The sequence below is a fragment of the Alteromonas sp. AMM-1 genome (assembly GCF_047290655.1).
Classification (GTDB): Bacteria; Pseudomonadota; Gammaproteobacteria; order Enterobacterales; family Alteromonadaceae; genus Alteromonas; species Alteromonas mangrovi.
On sequence record NZ_JBLBUE010000023.1, the window covers coordinates 23,761 to 39,028 of the forward strand.

At 47.8% G+C, this 15,268-nt stretch carries 13 protein-coding genes; 6 read left to right on the forward strand and 7 right to left on the reverse strand.

Annotated features, from left to right (window positions below; genetic code table 11):
* Nucleotides 1-64 precede the first annotated feature (64 nt).
* From ACLR2L_RS06860 to ACLR2L_RS06875, 4 genes are all read left to right on the forward strand, one after another.
* Nucleotides 65-1,249: a hydroxymethylglutaryl-CoA reductase gene (locus ACLR2L_RS06860; protein WP_413366839.1), complete on the forward strand. Its 1,185-nt coding sequence runs from the start codon at nt 65-67 to the stop codon at nt 1,247-1,249.
* Nucleotides 1,250-1,511: 262 nt separating this feature from the next.
* Entirely contained in the window at nt 1,512-1,865 is a 354-nt protein-coding gene (locus tag ACLR2L_RS06865) for a PadR family transcriptional regulator (protein WP_413366816.1), read from the forward strand.
* 17 nt (nt 1,866-1,882) lie between these two features.
* Nucleotides 1,883-2,461: an HAAS signaling domain-containing protein gene (locus tag ACLR2L_RS06870; protein ID WP_413366818.1), complete on the forward strand. Its 579-nt coding sequence runs from the start codon at nt 1,883-1,885 to the stop codon at nt 2,459-2,461.
* Entirely contained in the window at nt 2,454-3,623 is a 1,170-nt protein-coding gene (locus tag ACLR2L_RS06875; RefSeq protein ID WP_413366820.1) for a metallophosphoesterase, read from the forward strand. Before ACLR2L_RS06870 ends, ACLR2L_RS06875 begins: the two co-directional genes overlap by 8 nt.
* 57 nt (nt 3,624-3,680) lie before the next feature.
* Here ACLR2L_RS06875 and ACLR2L_RS06880 read toward each other — a convergent pair whose 3' ends face one another.
* Complete coding sequence (locus ACLR2L_RS06880) at nt 3,681-4,427, reverse strand: dienelactone hydrolase family protein (protein WP_413366822.1); 747 nt, start codon at nt 4,425-4,427, stop codon at nt 3,681-3,683.
* A gap of 163 nt (nt 4,428-4,590) precedes the next feature.
* Between ACLR2L_RS06880 and ACLR2L_RS06885 the strand changes: the two genes are divergently transcribed.
* Complete coding sequence (locus tag ACLR2L_RS06885) at nt 4,591-4,872, forward strand: autorepressor SdpR family transcription factor (RefSeq protein ID WP_413366824.1); 282 nt, start codon at nt 4,591-4,593, stop codon at nt 4,870-4,872.
* A gap of 1 nt (nt 4,873) precedes the next feature.
* Nucleotides 4,874-5,521, forward strand: a complete 648-nt coding sequence (locus ACLR2L_RS06890; RefSeq protein WP_413366826.1) for an SdpI family protein — start codon at nt 4,874-4,876, stop codon at nt 5,519-5,521.
* A gap of 44 nt (nt 5,522-5,565) precedes the next feature.
* Here the strand turns inward: ACLR2L_RS06890 and ACLR2L_RS06895 are convergent, their stop codons facing one another.
* The 6 genes from ACLR2L_RS06895 to ACLR2L_RS06920 form a co-directional block, all read right to left on the reverse strand.
* Nucleotides 5,566-8,931: an amidohydrolase family protein gene (locus ACLR2L_RS06895; RefSeq protein WP_413366828.1), complete on the reverse strand. Its 3,366-nt coding sequence runs from the start codon at nt 8,929-8,931 to the stop codon at nt 5,566-5,568.
* A 129-nt stretch (nt 8,932-9,060) separates the two neighbouring features.
* Entirely contained in the window at nt 9,061-10,590 is a 1,530-nt protein-coding gene (locus ACLR2L_RS06900) for a DUF3369 domain-containing protein (RefSeq protein ID WP_413366830.1), read from the reverse strand.
* Between the two features lie 221 nt (nt 10,591-10,811).
* Entirely contained in the window at nt 10,812-11,396 is a 585-nt protein-coding gene (locus ACLR2L_RS06905; RefSeq protein ID WP_140958586.1) for a PEP-CTERM sorting domain-containing protein, read from the reverse strand.
* A 329-nt stretch (nt 11,397-11,725) separates the two neighbouring features.
* On the reverse strand, nt 11,726-13,075 hold the full coding sequence (gene gorA / locus ACLR2L_RS06910; RefSeq protein WP_413366833.1) for a glutathione-disulfide reductase: 1,350 nt from the start codon (nt 13,073-13,075) through the stop codon (nt 11,726-11,728).
* A gap of 101 nt (nt 13,076-13,176) precedes the next feature.
* Nucleotides 13,177-14,484, reverse strand: a complete 1,308-nt coding sequence (locus ACLR2L_RS06915; protein WP_413366835.1) for a response regulator — start codon at nt 14,482-14,484, stop codon at nt 13,177-13,179.
* A gap of 84 nt (nt 14,485-14,568) precedes the next feature.
* Nucleotides 14,569-15,268, reverse strand: a 700-nt coding sequence (locus tag ACLR2L_RS06920; protein WP_413366837.1) for a sensor histidine kinase, incomplete at its 5' end; no start/stop codon positions are given.

The following is a 15,268-nucleotide window of genomic DNA, read 5'->3' on the forward strand; positions in this document are numbered from 1 at the left end:
TAAAATTGAACTGGCATTTAAAGCGTCGCCATTTGGCAAATTAAAATTCACGGTAGAAGATAATATTTCAGCGCCGGATACGTCAAACCGGCATATTCCCCGCGATTCTCATGATGACTATGGTCAGGATATTATTGGCAAGCGCCAAAAGTTCTTTGAGGATTATTGCGGCGGTAAAATAAACCATGTGGGTAAATACTCAATTGATCCGCAAACCCTGAAAGGCAATATCGAGCACTTTATTGGTGTAGCCCAAGTACCTATTGGCGTGGCAGGTCCGGTTAAAATAGACGGTGAATATGCAAAAGGTGAGTTCCTTGTGCCGTTAGCTACCACCGAGGGTACGCTGGTGGCTTCTTACAACCGGGGTATGAAATTGCTGAACATGAGCGGAGGCATAAAATCCACTGTTGTTGACGATGCCATGCAACGCGCTCCGGTTTTTGTATTTTCCGACGCGCGTGGCGCGCGGGATTTTGTGAAATGGGTGAATGAGAACATTGGCAAAATCCGCGAAGAAGCCGAAGCCACCTCTTCGGTAGCTAAACTTACCTATATCGATAGCTTCCTGTCGAACAAGTTTGCGTTTTTGCGTTTTAATTACCGCACCGGTGATGCAGCAGGGCAAAACATGGTTGGCAGAGCGACGTTTGCGGCCTGTGGCTGGATTCTGGATCATTATCAGGGAATAGAAAACTTCTACCTTGAGTCTAACTTCGCCACCGATAAAAAAGCCTCGCAAATTAATATTATGCGTACGCGCGGAAAGCGTGTTATTGCCGAAGCAACGATTAAACGTGAGCACTTACTGTCGGTTATGCGCGTTGATCCTAAACAAATTGACTATCATGGCCGGGTATCTGCGGTGGGGTCATTTTTGTCTGGCGTAAATAACACGGGTTTGCATTCGCCCAATGGTATTACCGCTATGTTTATTGCCACGGGGCAGGATGTGGCCAACGTGTCTGAGTCATCCGCGGGTATCATGTATTCTGAGTTAACCGATGACGGTGATCTGTATATCTCATTAACTATTCCGTCACTGATTGTGGCTACCTACGGTGGGGGTACCGGCATTGGTACCCAAAAAGAATGTCTGGAGCTGATGGGGTGTTACGGGCGTGACAAAGTGCTGAAGTTTGCTGAAATTGTTGGTGCAGTTGCACTAGCAGGCGAAATTTCACTGGCCTCAGCCATTTCCAGTTCCGATTGGGTGTCGTCGCACGAACAATACGGGCGGAATCGATAAGTTATTCGGTCTTTTCAGTGCAGCGGTGTTTGCTGCTGCACTTCTGCCCATTCACTTTCTGCATCCTTCAGAAATACCTTTGTTCTTTCGGTTCAGTATGAAACAACGTTCAAGTTGAGTCGTTGCAACATTCGGTGTTTTACCTGAATACCTGCTCTCCCCTTATTGAATACACATCCTGAAACACAATGAAGTTGATTACTGTATTGTGGTTGCTATAACCTAATACTATGTATTACATAGTATTAGGTTATACAGATTGATGAAGCTGCAAGATGCATCACAACAGCATGCCAAATGGGATGCCCAGTTGCGCAAAGGAACATTAGAGCTGGCCGTATTAGCTGCGCTGGAAGGCAAGCAAAAATATGGTTTGGAATTGCTCAACCAATTTCAGCAATTTGAAACACTACAAATCACCGAGGGCACCTTGTATCCGCTGCTGGACAGGCTAAAGCGAGAAGGCATTCTCACCGCAAGCTGGATTCAGCAGGGCGAGCAACGTCCACGAAAATATTATTCACTTACCGAAGCCGGTGCACAAAAGCTGGGGTTTTTGAAGCAGCGCTGGATAAGCACGGTAGCCGATCTAAACAGTATTTTGTGTGAATCATAATATAAGGAGCCAGAAAAATGTCTGAACGCAACGCTATCAGAACTTACCTGAAATCCCTGAGTCGATACCTTGCGCCACTCAGTGACGAGGAAGCGAACGAAGTGGTCAGGGAAATTGAATCACACATTTTCGATGTTATAGATAGTCAGGAAATGGCGGGTCAGACTGCTGATATTACACAGATCCTGGCGCGTTTGGGGCCTCCCAGAGAGCTGGCGGAACAATACGTTAGCCATTTGCGCACAGGAACGCCGCCGCCGGAGGGGTTCGGTGCCATTGCCAGTGTGCGTAAAGGGTTGTCTAAAATGTTTTATTACGGGCTCGCAGTATTTGGTTTTGGAATCGGTTTGGCGTTGTTTGCGCTGGCCTTTGTGAATCTACTGGTGCCCAATGGCGTGGCAATCTGGTCTTCTGCAGATGGTAATTCAGTTGTCATTGGTTTGATGCAGCATCCCATTACTTCTGAGCAACCTGATTCGTTGCGAGGCTTTTGGATTTCGCCTGTGGCGCTGATTATGGGCTATTTAATTTTGCTTACTACACATAAAGTGCTTGGCTTTATTCGCCAGACTAAATCAGAGCCTCGTTATGTTTAAATCTATCGCTCGCGCCGTTGGTCACTTCCTGCTAGTGTCAGTTGTGTTGCTTGCAATTGCTATCTGTGTGGGGATTTCACAGCACGCTTCCATTAATTTGGGGGATGCGCCACTGGCGTACAAGGTGGGCGGTGAAGGTCCTTTGGTGTTCTTTGAAAACAACCAGATGGCAGTGAGCTATATCCGGGGTTCGCGCGAAGAAGGCTTTAGTGTAGAAACCAACTATTATGCTAAACATGAATCCATACCTGCCAGTGTGTTTTTTGCATTGGACGAGTCTTCCTTTTCGTTTGTTCTCAATGAGCCTGCTGATACGCCACCGGCGGTTTATAACGACGACGAGCCTATTCTGGCTATCTCGGATCTGGAAGGGAACTTTCATACCTTCCGGAAATTTCTGCTGGCCCATGGAGTAATCACCCAAACCTACGACTGGCAATTTGGCAAAGGGCACCTGGTGCTGGTGGGAGATATGGTGGACCGCGGACAGTCCACTACGCAGTTGCTATGGTTTATTTATAAACTTGAACAGCAGGCGCTACTCGCCGGTGGTCGGGTGCATTACATACTAGGTAACCACGAAATCAAAAACCTGCAAGGCAACATGCAATCAGCAGCAGACAAATATACCCCTATCGCGGGTTTTGTGGGTAAGTCTACAGCCGGTTTATTTGCCGACGATGCATTCTGGGGGCGCTGGCTTGCGGCTAAGAATACCGTAGAAATGATCAATGGGCATATCTTCGTACATGGTGGTTTGCATCCTGATGTTGTTAAACATCAGTGGCATATCAACGCCATGAATCAGCGAATTCGCGCACATTACCGCCAGATGTACTATCCGGGATTGGCCGATGAAAAAACAGCAAGCTTACTGTCTACCGAAACCGGTCCGGCCTGGTTCAGAGGGTATTTGCGAGGCGAAGTGTCGAACGATGAATTTGAACGTATTCTGACATTCTACGATGCTAAGAGCATTTCGGTTGGGCATACCTTGCAGTTCAGTGTAAACAGTCAGTTCAATAATCGCTTATTCGCTATCGACGTGAAACACCCTGATGACTACAGAGCCAGCTTCCCGATAAAGTCATCTGAAGGCTTGCTGATAGATGGCGAGCGGTTCTACCGTCTCACGGACGACGGCGAAAAGCATCAGCTTTAAGGCGATGTCAAAAACCCCTGAAGCGCGAGGATTTCAAGGGCTATAGTTCAGCACTTATTATTTTCCGGGAACCAGTGTACGTTGAAAAAACTGCACTGCTTGCTGGTACATCTGTAATGCCAGAGCACCGTCGTAGCGTTCACCTTCATCGCGCATAAAGGCGTGTACGGCATTCACTTCCAGCCAGTGATAGTTCAGCCCGGTAGTCATGCATTGCTGATATATTTTCAGGCGCCCTTCCGCCGGCACGTGCGGGTCCTGTTTGCCCCATACAAAGAACACTTCGCCCTTGATGTCTGCCATTCTCGCCAAACTTTGATCCTGTGGACTCGCGGGCAGGGTATCGCTGTGAATATCGGTTGCATACAAGCAAAACGCGCCTAATACCGCTGGATTAAGTGCAGCCCGATAGGCCAGGTGGCCGCCTAAACACACTCCCATTGCGCCCACGGCACCCGAGCAAAAATCGGCGCTTTGGCAATACTCAACAATAGAAGCCAGGTCAGAATCGTAGCTGGTCAGTGGCTTTTGCCACTTGTCGTTGTTGCCTTTGTCTTTGCCCGCGTCATCATAACCCAGCACCGTGCCTATGCTGTTTAGCTCATGGAATACTTCCGGCACAATTACCACAAAGCCATGGCAGGCCATCATTGCTGCCGAACGGGCAATAGGGGCAGTGTGCTGAAAAATCTCTGAGTAAAATACAATCGTAGCGTAACGACCTTCGGCTGCGGGGCGGTATACATAGCAACGCATTGTGCCTGTTGCCGTGTTCAAATCTACTATGTGCTGGATAATTTGCATGTGCAATTACAGTTGTTAAGGAATGCTGGTGGGCTAAGATTATGCGTTTCATCCGTTAAATGCAAAAGACGAAATCTATATTTCGGTTATTACCGAAATTTCGCTTGAAGTAATTTTGGTATTTCGCTAAATTGCGAATTATTGATGGGTTGTGAGGTGAATTATGTCTGACGTTTATCAAGCGCTATCCAGTCCCGTGCGCAGAAAAATACTGTCGCTTTTAAAGGAGCGCGATATGTCTGCAGGTGAGGTGGCAGAAAGAGTTGATGTGGCTAAGTCAACGCTCTCAGGGCACTTTAATATTTTGAAAAATGCCAACCTGATTATTTCGAACAAAACAGGCACAACGGTTACCTATTCAATAAATACCAGTGTTGTAGAAGATTTGCTCAGTCATATGTTCGAACTTTTCGGCAATCCAAACGCTGTTATTAGGGAAAAGTAATATGAACGTGAATCGTATTTCTCAATCACTTATTGTCATTGGTTTGCTGTTAGGCTGTTTTGGATTGGTCAATCTGGAAGAAGGAGCTGTATTACCCGTTCACTGGAATATTCATGGTGTAGTTGATAAAACCGCCAGAGCCGAATGGGCCTTATTGGGCATACCGGTGATTATGGCCGTTTTATATGCCTTGCCGCGACTCCTGCAAATAATTGAACCACGAAGTAAGCACTTCTCGCAGTCACTGCCTGCCATACAAAGCATAATACTCGGCATTACTCTGTTTTTATTTATCTTTGAAGTTGCCTATGTTCTCATAAGTTTAGGAGTGGCGATTGCAATGATGAACGTGATCGCGTTTGACCTGGGTTTACTTTTTGTAATGATGGGAAACTTTTTAGGGAAATTGCGGAGTAACTTTTTTGTTGGTATCAGAACTCCCTGGACACTAAGTAGCGATGATATATGGGTGAAAACGCATCGACTAGCGGGAAAACTGACCGTTATCGCAGGCGTGCTGGCAATGTTGTTGGCTGCTGTTGCGGATAGGGAAAATGTGTTTTACGTAGTTACTTGTTTGCTGTTACCCAGCATATTGGTACCCGTGTTGTATTCCTGGCTACTATGGAAAAAGCATCTTAGTGTATAAAAGCCAATAGCCCGTCATTGACGGGCTATTGCGTTAGTTGGGACTTAGTGAGTCCAGTGTAAATGGTGCGCCTTTTCTTCTATTTCAATGGCAGTTTGTTCCGGCATAAATGCCTGGTTGTCTGCTTCGAAGAAGAATGGCTTGCGGGTTTTCTTGCTGCCCATTTCGTTCATGGTCGCTACATCGAATACCCGGCCGTTGATCACGGTGTAAGTGAGATACTCACTGCGGCGAATGTCGTTTAGTACGTTGCCGTCGGTGATCATGATATCGGCCAGTTTACCAGGCTCAATGCTGCCCAGGTCTTTACCCATTCCCAGGTGAGATGCGCCGTCGATAGTGGCACCGCGCAGGGCCTCCCATGGAGTAAATCCACCTTGTACCATGCTCCACATTTCCCAGTGAGCAGCCAAACCTTCACGCTGGCCGTGAGCGCCAATGTTAACCCGTACACCTTGGTCACGCAGGGTTTTCGCATAGGCCGCTACGTTAACGTGATTGTACTGGTCATCCGGTGCGGTTGGACGGCGAATAGCCCGGCTGTCCAGCATCGTTGATGGGGTATAACGCAGCAAACGCTCGTTTTTCCATACTTCGGTGCGATCGTACCAGTATTCTTCACCCATTAACCCACCGTAAGACACCACAAACGTTGGGGTGTAACCAAACTGCGTGGCTGACCATAACTGGGTTAAATCGCTGTAGCCGTGGGCTACTGGCAGGCTGTGCTCCAGGCCAGTATGACCATCTACCAGCATGGTGAGGTTTTGATGGAATTTACCACCGCCTTCCGGCACGACCATCATGCTTTGTTTTTTAGCTGCCCAAAGAACTTGCTGGCGCTGATCGCGGCGAGGCTGGTTGTAGCTTTTCACCGAAATTGCACCGGTATCCTTTAAGCGCTGAACATGGAAGTAGGCGTCGTCGTAGCTGTTAATAATGGCTTTGTAACCCAGTCCTTCGGCACCGTACAAAATGGTACCGGTAGAATAGATACGCGGCGCGACAATATTGCCCGTACGTTGTAACTCAGATGCAGCAAAAATCTCAGTCGTGTCGTTCGAGGGATCGTGAATGGTAGTCACCCCAAAAGACAGGTTAGAGTACTGTGTCCAGTTTTGCTGAGGAATAATTTCGCTGCGGCCCTGGGCGCCGTGAGCGTGAGCATCTACCAGGCCGGGCAGAATGGTTTTGCCAGAGGTATCAATGCGCATTGCGTCACTTGGGATCTCAATCTCACCGCGTTTACCTACCGCGGCAATGCGGTTATCTAAAATCAGTACCACACCGTCTTCAATCACTTCCTGGGTATTGTTGGCATCACGCATGGTCACTACGGTTCCACCGATCAGGGCTTTGTATCCCATGGGTTTGTCGGTAGTGGTTTTAAAGCTAAGATCCATACCTTGTGATACTGGCTCTGGTAGCGCATCTTTGCTGGTGTTGCCTGCAAAGGTGAAGGCATCACTCAGCTCGCGTTCGAAGTAGTAAGGGCCGTGGAACCAGCCTAACGACTTGCTGTCGGCTCGCCAGGTGAGGTATTCGCCAGCTCGGTCCGACAACTGGGTTACCGGCATGGACGTCATGTCGGGTCCAATGCTTACTTTTTTACCATTGTCGGTAAAGGGGGTTACGTAAGTATTAAACTGATAAACAAACGCAACGTACTGACGGTCCGGCGACAAGCGGTATTCTGCTACTTTGTCGGCCCCGTACAAGTGTACGCGGTGGTCGTTACCCTGCAGGTTCACGCTGGACAGTTGGGTCTCAGCGTAGGGTGTGCCTGACACCCGTTCGGTAAAGTACAGTCGGTCAGTTTTGCCTGCAAAGTGGGGCTGAACGCCGCTGTCACTGACTTTCACCGGCTTGTTGTTGTCCAGGTTCATCACATACAAACCCGGCTCAACAGAGTATTTGGGGTCAAGCAAGTAACCACCGGTAAATTTACGATAGGTTACCCATTCGCCGTCGGGTGAAAAGGATGGTTCAACATAATGCCCGGGCGTTGGCGTAATCACTTTACCTTTGCCGCCGCGTGCTGACACGATGCGAACACTACCCAGTTCCTGATCGTGCCAGGTGGTGTAAATGATGTATTTACCATCGTCTGAATAACGCGGGTAGAATTCGTCATGATCGTTCTGGCGGGTCAGACGCTTCATTTTGCCTGTAGCAATATCACGTACGTACAACTTGCCTAACGCCTGGAACAGCACTGACTTGCCGTCGGGAGACTTTTGCGACCACCGGATCATCTTTACGTCGAACTCGTCTGGTGCCACATCCACATCAAAGTGGAGGGCATCGGCCACTTGCTTGGTTGTGCTCACGCTTACCGGGATCTGTGTAATTTCGCGGGTTTTTACATCCAGTTTGTTAAACTTACCGCCAGTCCAGTACACAATTGACTTGCTGTCCGGTGTCCAGTCGAAGTAAGCGTAATAGCCTTCTGAACCAAATCCTTCCTGCATATCGCGTTCAAGTTCGCGGCTTAGTAGGGTTTCTACGCCGGTTTCAACGTCTTTAATAAACAGCGCGGTGTCGTATTTTACCCGGCGTAAAAAGGCGATGTACTTGCCATCAGGAGAAGGCGTGGGCACAACTGCGCCACCGGTGCCACTGATGTAGTTGGACTCCTCGCCGGTAGTGCGGTCAAAACGGGTAATCGCGAAAATGCCTTCCAGCGGGTCGCGGTTGTATTCAAAATAGGCACCCGGAACCGTGTTTTGGGTGTAATAAATATATTTACCGTCGTGCGAAAATACCGGGTCTGCAATGTTCTGCTGGTCGCGTTTGCCGTTCACGCGTTCTTTTATGGGTAAGCCCGCTCCACCTGCCTGGTGATAAATCCAAATCTCACCAGCCGGGATACTGCGCGAAGACATGATCCCTTTAGTTACCACAATGTACTGCCCATCCGGACTCCATTTGGGTGAATGGATGATATTGTTCTTTTCCTTGGTGACTTGCCGTAAATCTGTGCCATCGGCGTTCATCACCCACACATTGGCCACGCCGTCGCGATCGGAAATAAAGGCGACTTTACTGCCATCGGGTGAAATGGCTGGCTGGATATTCCAGGCAAAGTCTTCGGTAAGCGCAGTGGCTTTGCCGCCACCTATATCGGCACGATAAATATCGCCCAGCATGTCAAACAGGAAATACTTGCCGTTTGGCGCAATATCCAGACTCGACCAGGTGGTCTCTTCAGTATTAATGGCAACATTGGTTAGCGGGAACGGTGGTTTGGTTACGTCCCAGTTAGCCGCATCGTAACCGGCAGTCTCTGCGACTGGCGGTTGGGTATCCTGTGCTAAAAGTGCTGGGCTGTGTAAAGCCAGCACACTCAATAATGACAATGCAATTTTGCCTGGGCGAAGCCGTATTTTGTTCTGTCGGGATTGATTCATTGTTGTTCTCTGTTGATGTTATTGTTGAGTGCAACCATTATTGGCAACAGTTGCCAGTATAAGATAAGCCGATAGGGAATGGACGGCATTCATCGAAGAAATTTAGCAACTTGTACGAATAGCGAGGGCTTATTCCTGATCGGGAAATTGCGCTCGAATGGCCGTAAATTCATCAAAATGGGTAAGTAAAATGTCTACCAGAGCAGGATCAAACTGCTTACCCCGTTGCTTTTCAAAATACGTTTTTATCTCAGCTTCAGACCAGGGGCCCTTGTAACACCGTTTGCTACCTAACGCGTCAAACACATCGGCAACGGCCGACACTCTGCCTGCAATGGAGATTTGTTCGCCAGCCAGGCCGTTGGGGTAACCATGGCCATTCCACTGTTCATGGTGTTCATGGGCAATTTGGGCGCCTACCTGCAATATAGGATTGGTACTCTTACGCAACATGTCGTAACCCACTTTGGCGTGAGAGCGCATGATGGCAGCTTCTTCCTCGTTGTGTTTACCGGGCTTGTTGAGCACATTATCGGGGATGGCAACTTTGCCCACATCATGTAGTGGCGAGGCCAGTTTGATCATTTCTGCTTCGGATTCAGTTTGGCCTGCGCGAAGTGCCAGTAAGTGGCTGATGTGGGCAACCCGTCTTACATGTGATCCGGTTTCTTTGGAGCGTACTTCAACGGCTTCGCCAATGATGTAAGAGAGTTCTTTTTGTGACTCCCTAATCACTTCGCGAAGCTTAATATTTTCGTGTGAAACCGCAATATTGTGCGCAAAGAAACTCAGTAGATGGTGTTGCACGGCTTCCAACTCGTCATTGCGGGCAACATACAGCACACTCTCCATGCCACGACGCGTGGTGAAGTAACTCACAAAGTAATCGTCTCCCTTTACACTTTGCTTTTGTCGCAAGGCCGATTCGATGCGGCGCTGAATATCAGGCGGAATGGCGGTGGCAGATTTATTGTGCAAATTGGTAGCCAACACCTTGTACTGATTCCCCGATTTGGCGTCACGGGTGACCGCACAACAAATGATGTCGCTGGATTCAATGCCCAGGATAAGCGAAATCTGGTTCAAAATGGTTGAAGCAAACTGGGGGAGGGTGTCACACTCAATAAACTGGGTTGTAGCGTGAATTATTTTTTCCAGGCCCTGTCGATGCCGCTCAATCAGTTTCAGATCCCGATAGGCTCTGAGTGCGGTATACATGGCCGTTTTCAGCCGCATGGCCGTGAGTTCGGTTTTGTTTTTATAGTCGTTTATATCGTAATCGCGGATTACGCGTTCTTCAGGGGCTTCGCCGGGTTGGCCGGTTCTTAAAATAATTCTGAGTACCTGATCATTCAGGGTTTCGCGGATCCATTGCACCAGCTTTAAGCCTGCCTGGGTGGATTCCATAACAACGTCCACCAGCGCAACGGCAAAGCCTGCGCCGTTATCCTGGGTTAAAATGGCCTGAGCTTCTGCAGCGCTGCTTGCAGTATGAAATTCTATGCGTTTGCCCTCAAATTCAAAGTCGCTTAACACCATTTTAGTAACAGTATGAATTTCAGGTTCATCATCAACAATGAGCACTTTCCACACAGCCATACATGGCGCTGATTCTTCCGACTCGTCGTCACTGGCAAACAGTAGGTCGTCACCCAGCATAAATACACACTACCTTTTTTATATTGTTAATAATGAATATAGTACAGCGCTGGGATTCCGCCGGTTTACTACACTGGCATTTGATTAAACTTTAGGATAATTATGTAAGAAATTGATGGGACTTGCGTGTTTACTTCGGCATAACAGCAAAAAGCCCGGTAAGAGTACCGGGCTTAATTGAAATCCGTATTGCGTTCTTTTTTAGTGAACGGCTGGCGTGATTACTTAGTGCGACGCGCTAGTCGCAGACCAGCAAGCCCCAGGCCTAATAGTGCCAGAGAAGCTGGCGCTGGTACGTCACTGGTGTCAGGCAGAATTACTGTTGGTTCCGCGCCGTTTTTGGCATCCATGATGGTGCTAAACAGTGAGTCGCCGTTGGCGTCGAAGAAGGTCACTTTGTACACGTCGCGCTCTCTACAGCAATCGTCACGACCAAAAATTTGGAATGAAAACAGTTCCTGTACGCTGCTAAAAGCAATGGTTAATGCGGTATTAAACTGACCGTTAGCGTTATGATAAATCTGACTTAAACCGTAGTTTCCTGCTGTATTTCCATCGATGGCATTGCTCGCACTGGTGCGAAAATCCCACTGATTTGGCGCAGATGCAACTGCACCAGCAGTACCCAGTGCAACATCATTTAAGTCCATATTTAAGGCAATAACTTCAGCTACCTGCAGGTATTGTCCAATGTTATTTTCAATTTCAACGTAGCTAACATTGATCAAACCAGCGTGTGCACTGGTCATGCCGGCAACAGAAAGTGCCAATGCGCAGAGAGAATTTTTTAATTTCGATAAAATCATAACAACTCCAAGTTAAATTCCATATAAAACAAAAACAACTAAAACTTCGTCCTAATTTTTTGCTTTAACTTGTCAAATGACGAACATGAATTAGCATGAAATATGCCATTATTTTTATCATTTTATTTCAATGGCTTGCATGTTGTCATACCAGCTGGCGATTGGCATGGTAAAAAAAGCTGACAGATCGAAGTAAGTGTGCGGTTGTTTTTTGTTCAGCCTGGTGTGGCGTTAAGCAGCGGGGCGGTGGGGCAACGCGGGCGGTTAGTCTGTGCGGGCAGGTGCTCATATGTCAGGTTTGGCATGTGAGCACCTAAGTCTTATGAGTATTAAGTCATAGTAACGAATTCTTCACCGCTGGTGGGGTGAATAGCAATACAGGCGTCAAAATCGGCTTTAGTTGCACCCATTTTCATGGCAACCGCGAAGCCTTGCAGGATTTCGTCCATGGCGTAACCAATACCGTGTAACCCTACCACACGTTGTGATTTGCCTTCGCATATCAGCTTCATGCTGGTTTGCTGTCGATGACGGGTTACCGCCGTGTACATGGCTGCAAAACTTGAGCGATATACCGTGAGATTGTCTTTGCCGAACTTGGCTTCGGCTTCAGCTTCAGTGAGACCAACCGTGCCGATGGGCGGATGACTGAATACCACAGTGGGCACCAAAGAATAATCCAAATGTGCATTGTGTTGTTGGTTAAACAGGCGTTCGCTAAGGAGTCGGCCCGCTTTAACCGCAACAGGCGTAAGTTCTGGTTGGCCAGTAATGTCACCCACTGCGTACACGCCCTCAACGGAGGTGTTCTGATAGGTGTCTACAGTAATGAGGCCGTTACTCTGCACGGCAATTTGGGTATTTTCCAGGCCAATGTTGTCGGTGTTGGGACGTCGTCCGGTAGCCCAAATCAAACAATCAACGTTAAGCGTATTGCCAGTGTTGAGTGTTAAGGTTAGCTGTCCGTCAGACTGCTTTTCAACACGGGTGATCTCGGTTTTTGGATGTAAATTTACGCCTTCTTCCGCCATTAAGGTTGTAAGCGTTTCCTGAATGGTATGGTCGAAATTGCGCAGTGGCATAGGCTGGCGAATTAACAAATGCGTGTTGCTGCCTAATGCATTTAATACCCCGGCCAGCTCAACACCAATGTAGCCACCGCCTACCACGGCAACGGACTTGGGCTGTGTGGTTAGTGCAAAGAAACCATCGGAATCAATACCGTATTGTGCCCCTTCAATGTCGGGCGTAAACGGGCGGCCGCCGGTTGCAATGGTAATGTGCGGGGCAGTGTAATGCTCGCCGTTTACTTCTACGGTGTGGTTGTCCACAAATTTGGCAAAACCGTTCAACAAGGTCACTTTGTTGTTACCCAACACCCGGTCGTAGGATGCATGAATTCGCGAGATGTAGGCCTGGCGACTGGCAACCAGAGTTTCCCAGCTAAAGTTGTTTACGGTTACATCAAAACCATAATCCGGGCCGTATTTGTGAATTGCTTCGGCAACCTGAGCGCCGTACCACATGGCTTTTTTCGGAACACATCCCACATTAACGCAGGTTCCGCCGACAGCCTTGCTCTCAATCAGCAATACTTTTTTACCGTGCTTGGCTGCTCTGTTGGCAGAAGCAATGCCGCCGCTTCCTCCACCAATACAAATATAGTCGAACTGTTGCATGAAATACTCACCTGAGTGTTTAATTTAAGGTGTATTCTTGCATTTATTACGCATACAAAACACCGGTTTAGCGCAAGTATAGGGTTACTTTGTTGGTAAAGTTACCCTATCGTCGCGTCTTCTAACCCATTTCGTTCAATGGCAATGTCGAAATAGCGGTTGTGTTCACGTTCGTACTGAGCCAGTTTCGTGATGGTAGCATCGGTAAATACGTGGCCCTCAGGCAGCAGCAGTATGTGATTTTCGTTGTAGAGATTTTTGCTGAGAACCATGCCTGCTCTCAGCTCGCTGGTCCCTAAACGGTTTTCGATGTAACTGGGTTTATCAATGTCCCGATTGTTCAGCAGGATATCCAGTACGGCTCCGTCATAGCGAGTATTGCGGTGTTTTTTTAATTCCATTTTGGCTTCAATGGGGGTCATAGTTTGTCCGGTAACCCGGCCACTCACCATGCGCCAGTAATCTCTGGCTACAGCCAGGATCCTTGCGCCAATTGGAATTTGAGACGCCACTAATTTATATAAACCTGCACCATTGTAATACTCAAACTGATACTCCAGTATGTCGCTTACTTCCTGCAAATGTTCTGCGGGCGCGAGTATAGTTTTGGCCAGTTTAGTTTGCGACAGATAATTCTTTTGTTGCTGATAAGTGAGCTTGTTAAATGCCGGACGATAATCTTCAGGTTTTAACCCCAGCAAACCAAATTCGCCAATCAAACAAGCATAACGAATAACATTGATTTCTTCCTTGGGGCATTCCAGCAGTGTGGCCAGCTTAGTGGCTAATTCGCTCACTTCAATGGCGAATTTACCGTCGATATCCGGGTTGATGGAAATCACGTTAAACAGAACCTGCTCAAGCGCGGCGTTGCGCTGCTCTATACGGCGCAGGGCCGCTTTAATTTGCTTGGTGCGTTTTTGCACTACCTGCTCAAGCGAGCTGTTCACTTCTTTCAGTTTGGCATTTTGCAGTTTGGTAAGCTTTTGCAGGCGCGTGTTTTCATCTTTCAGGCGAATGCGTTCCAAGCCCTCTTCAATGGTGTTAATCAGTTCCTGATTGTCCCAGGGCTTTTGCAGATACCGATGAATCCGGCCCTGATTAACGGCTTTAATAGTAGCGTCTATGTCGGCAAAACCGGTAAGTACCACACGGAACGTGTCTGGGTATAGTGTTGCAACCTGCTCCAGCAATTCTGCGCCAGTCATTCCAGGCATTTTCATGTCTGATATCACCACATGAATGGTTTTTTCCTTCATGATTGCCAGCGCTTTTTCGCCACTATCCGCCAGTGTGAGATCGACATCCAATGAGAAAAGTGCACGCTTTATGGCACGCAGGATGTTTTGCTCATCGTCAACACAAAGCACCTGATATCTTACTTGCTCTGTGTGTTGTGGATCTGTCATGTCTTACTCCTTGTTAAACCTGGTTTGCCGCGCAAGGCTGCTGCCTGCAGGACAATTAAGGTTTAATCAGTGAAAAGGAAGCAACTACTGTACTTCCTGATTTTCTGGTTGCAACGCCTGGTCAATATCACCAGTAGGCAAGGTAATTACGAACTTACTGCCTTCACCTTCTTTGCTGGTCACGCTAATCGTACCGCCATGTTCCTGTATAATGCCGTAGGTAATCGACAACCCTAGCCCGGTGCCCTGACCTTCGGGTTTCGTGGTAAAAAACGGGTTGAAGAGTTTTTCCTGATTTTCTTCAGAGATACCGCAACCTGTATCGGTTATTTCAATACTTACCTGGTCTTTGTGTAACCGGGTTTGCACGGTAATAATCCCTTGTCTTCCCGTTGATTCAATTGCTTGTCCGGCATTGATTAGCAAATTCGTGAATACCTGGGTAAGCTTTCCTACATTAATGAACACCCGTGGCAGGTCAGCAAACTGCTTCTCAACCTTACAAATATATTTTAGTTTGTTATTTACCATTGTCAGGGTGGTGTTGAGACAGTGGTTTAAGTCGAACCATTGTTTTTCGTCGGAGTCGATGCGTGAGAAAACTTTCAGTCCTTTCACAATTTCGCTTACCCGCGTGAGCCCTTCCACCGATTCTTCTATCAATGGCGTAATGTCCTCACTGATAAAGTCAAAATCATGCTGCTCGTAAAATTGATGAATTTCGTTGATTAGCGCTTTCTGTTCGTCAACGTTGGTGTCTGGCTCAAGCTTTTTCACCAATGTC

Bases quoted from the DNA above. Each gene is read 5' to 3' on its own strand.
- ACLR2L_RS06880 (WP_413366822.1), bottom strand. From the start codon at position 4,427: ATGCAAATTATCCAGCACATAGTAGATTTGAACACGGCAACAGGCACA.
- ACLR2L_RS06890 (WP_413366826.1), top strand. From the start codon at position 4,874: ATGAACGTGAATCGTATTTCTCAATCACTTATTGTCATTGGTTTGCTG.
- gorA (WP_413366833.1), bottom strand. From the start codon at position 13,075: ATGCAACAGTTCGACTATATTTGTATTGGTGGAGGAAGCGGCGGCATT.
- ACLR2L_RS06885 (WP_413366824.1), top strand. From the start codon at position 4,591: ATGTCTGACGTTTATCAAGCGCTATCCAGTCCCGTGCGCAGAAAAATA.
- ACLR2L_RS06870 (WP_413366818.1), top strand. From the start codon at position 1,883: ATGTCTGAACGCAACGCTATCAGAACTTACCTGAAATCCCTGAGTCGA.
- ACLR2L_RS06865 (WP_413366816.1), top strand. From the start codon at position 1,512: ATGAAGCTGCAAGATGCATCACAACAGCATGCCAAATGGGATGCCCAG.
- ACLR2L_RS06875 (WP_413366820.1), top strand. From the start codon at position 2,454: ATGTTTAAATCTATCGCTCGCGCCGTTGGTCACTTCCTGCTAGTGTCA.
- ACLR2L_RS06905 (WP_140958586.1), bottom strand. From the start codon at position 11,396: ATGATTTTATCGAAATTAAAAAATTCTCTCTGCGCATTGGCACTTTCT.
- ACLR2L_RS06900 (WP_413366830.1), bottom strand. From the start codon at position 10,590: ATGCTGGGTGACGACCTACTGTTTGCCAGTGACGACGAGTCGGAAGAA.
- ACLR2L_RS06915 (WP_413366835.1), bottom strand. From the start codon at position 14,484: ATGACAGATCCACAACACACAGAGCAAGTAAGATATCAGGTGCTTTGT.
- ACLR2L_RS06895 (WP_413366828.1), bottom strand. From the start codon at position 8,931: ATGAATCAATCCCGACAGAACAAAATACGGCTTCGCCCAGGCAAAATT.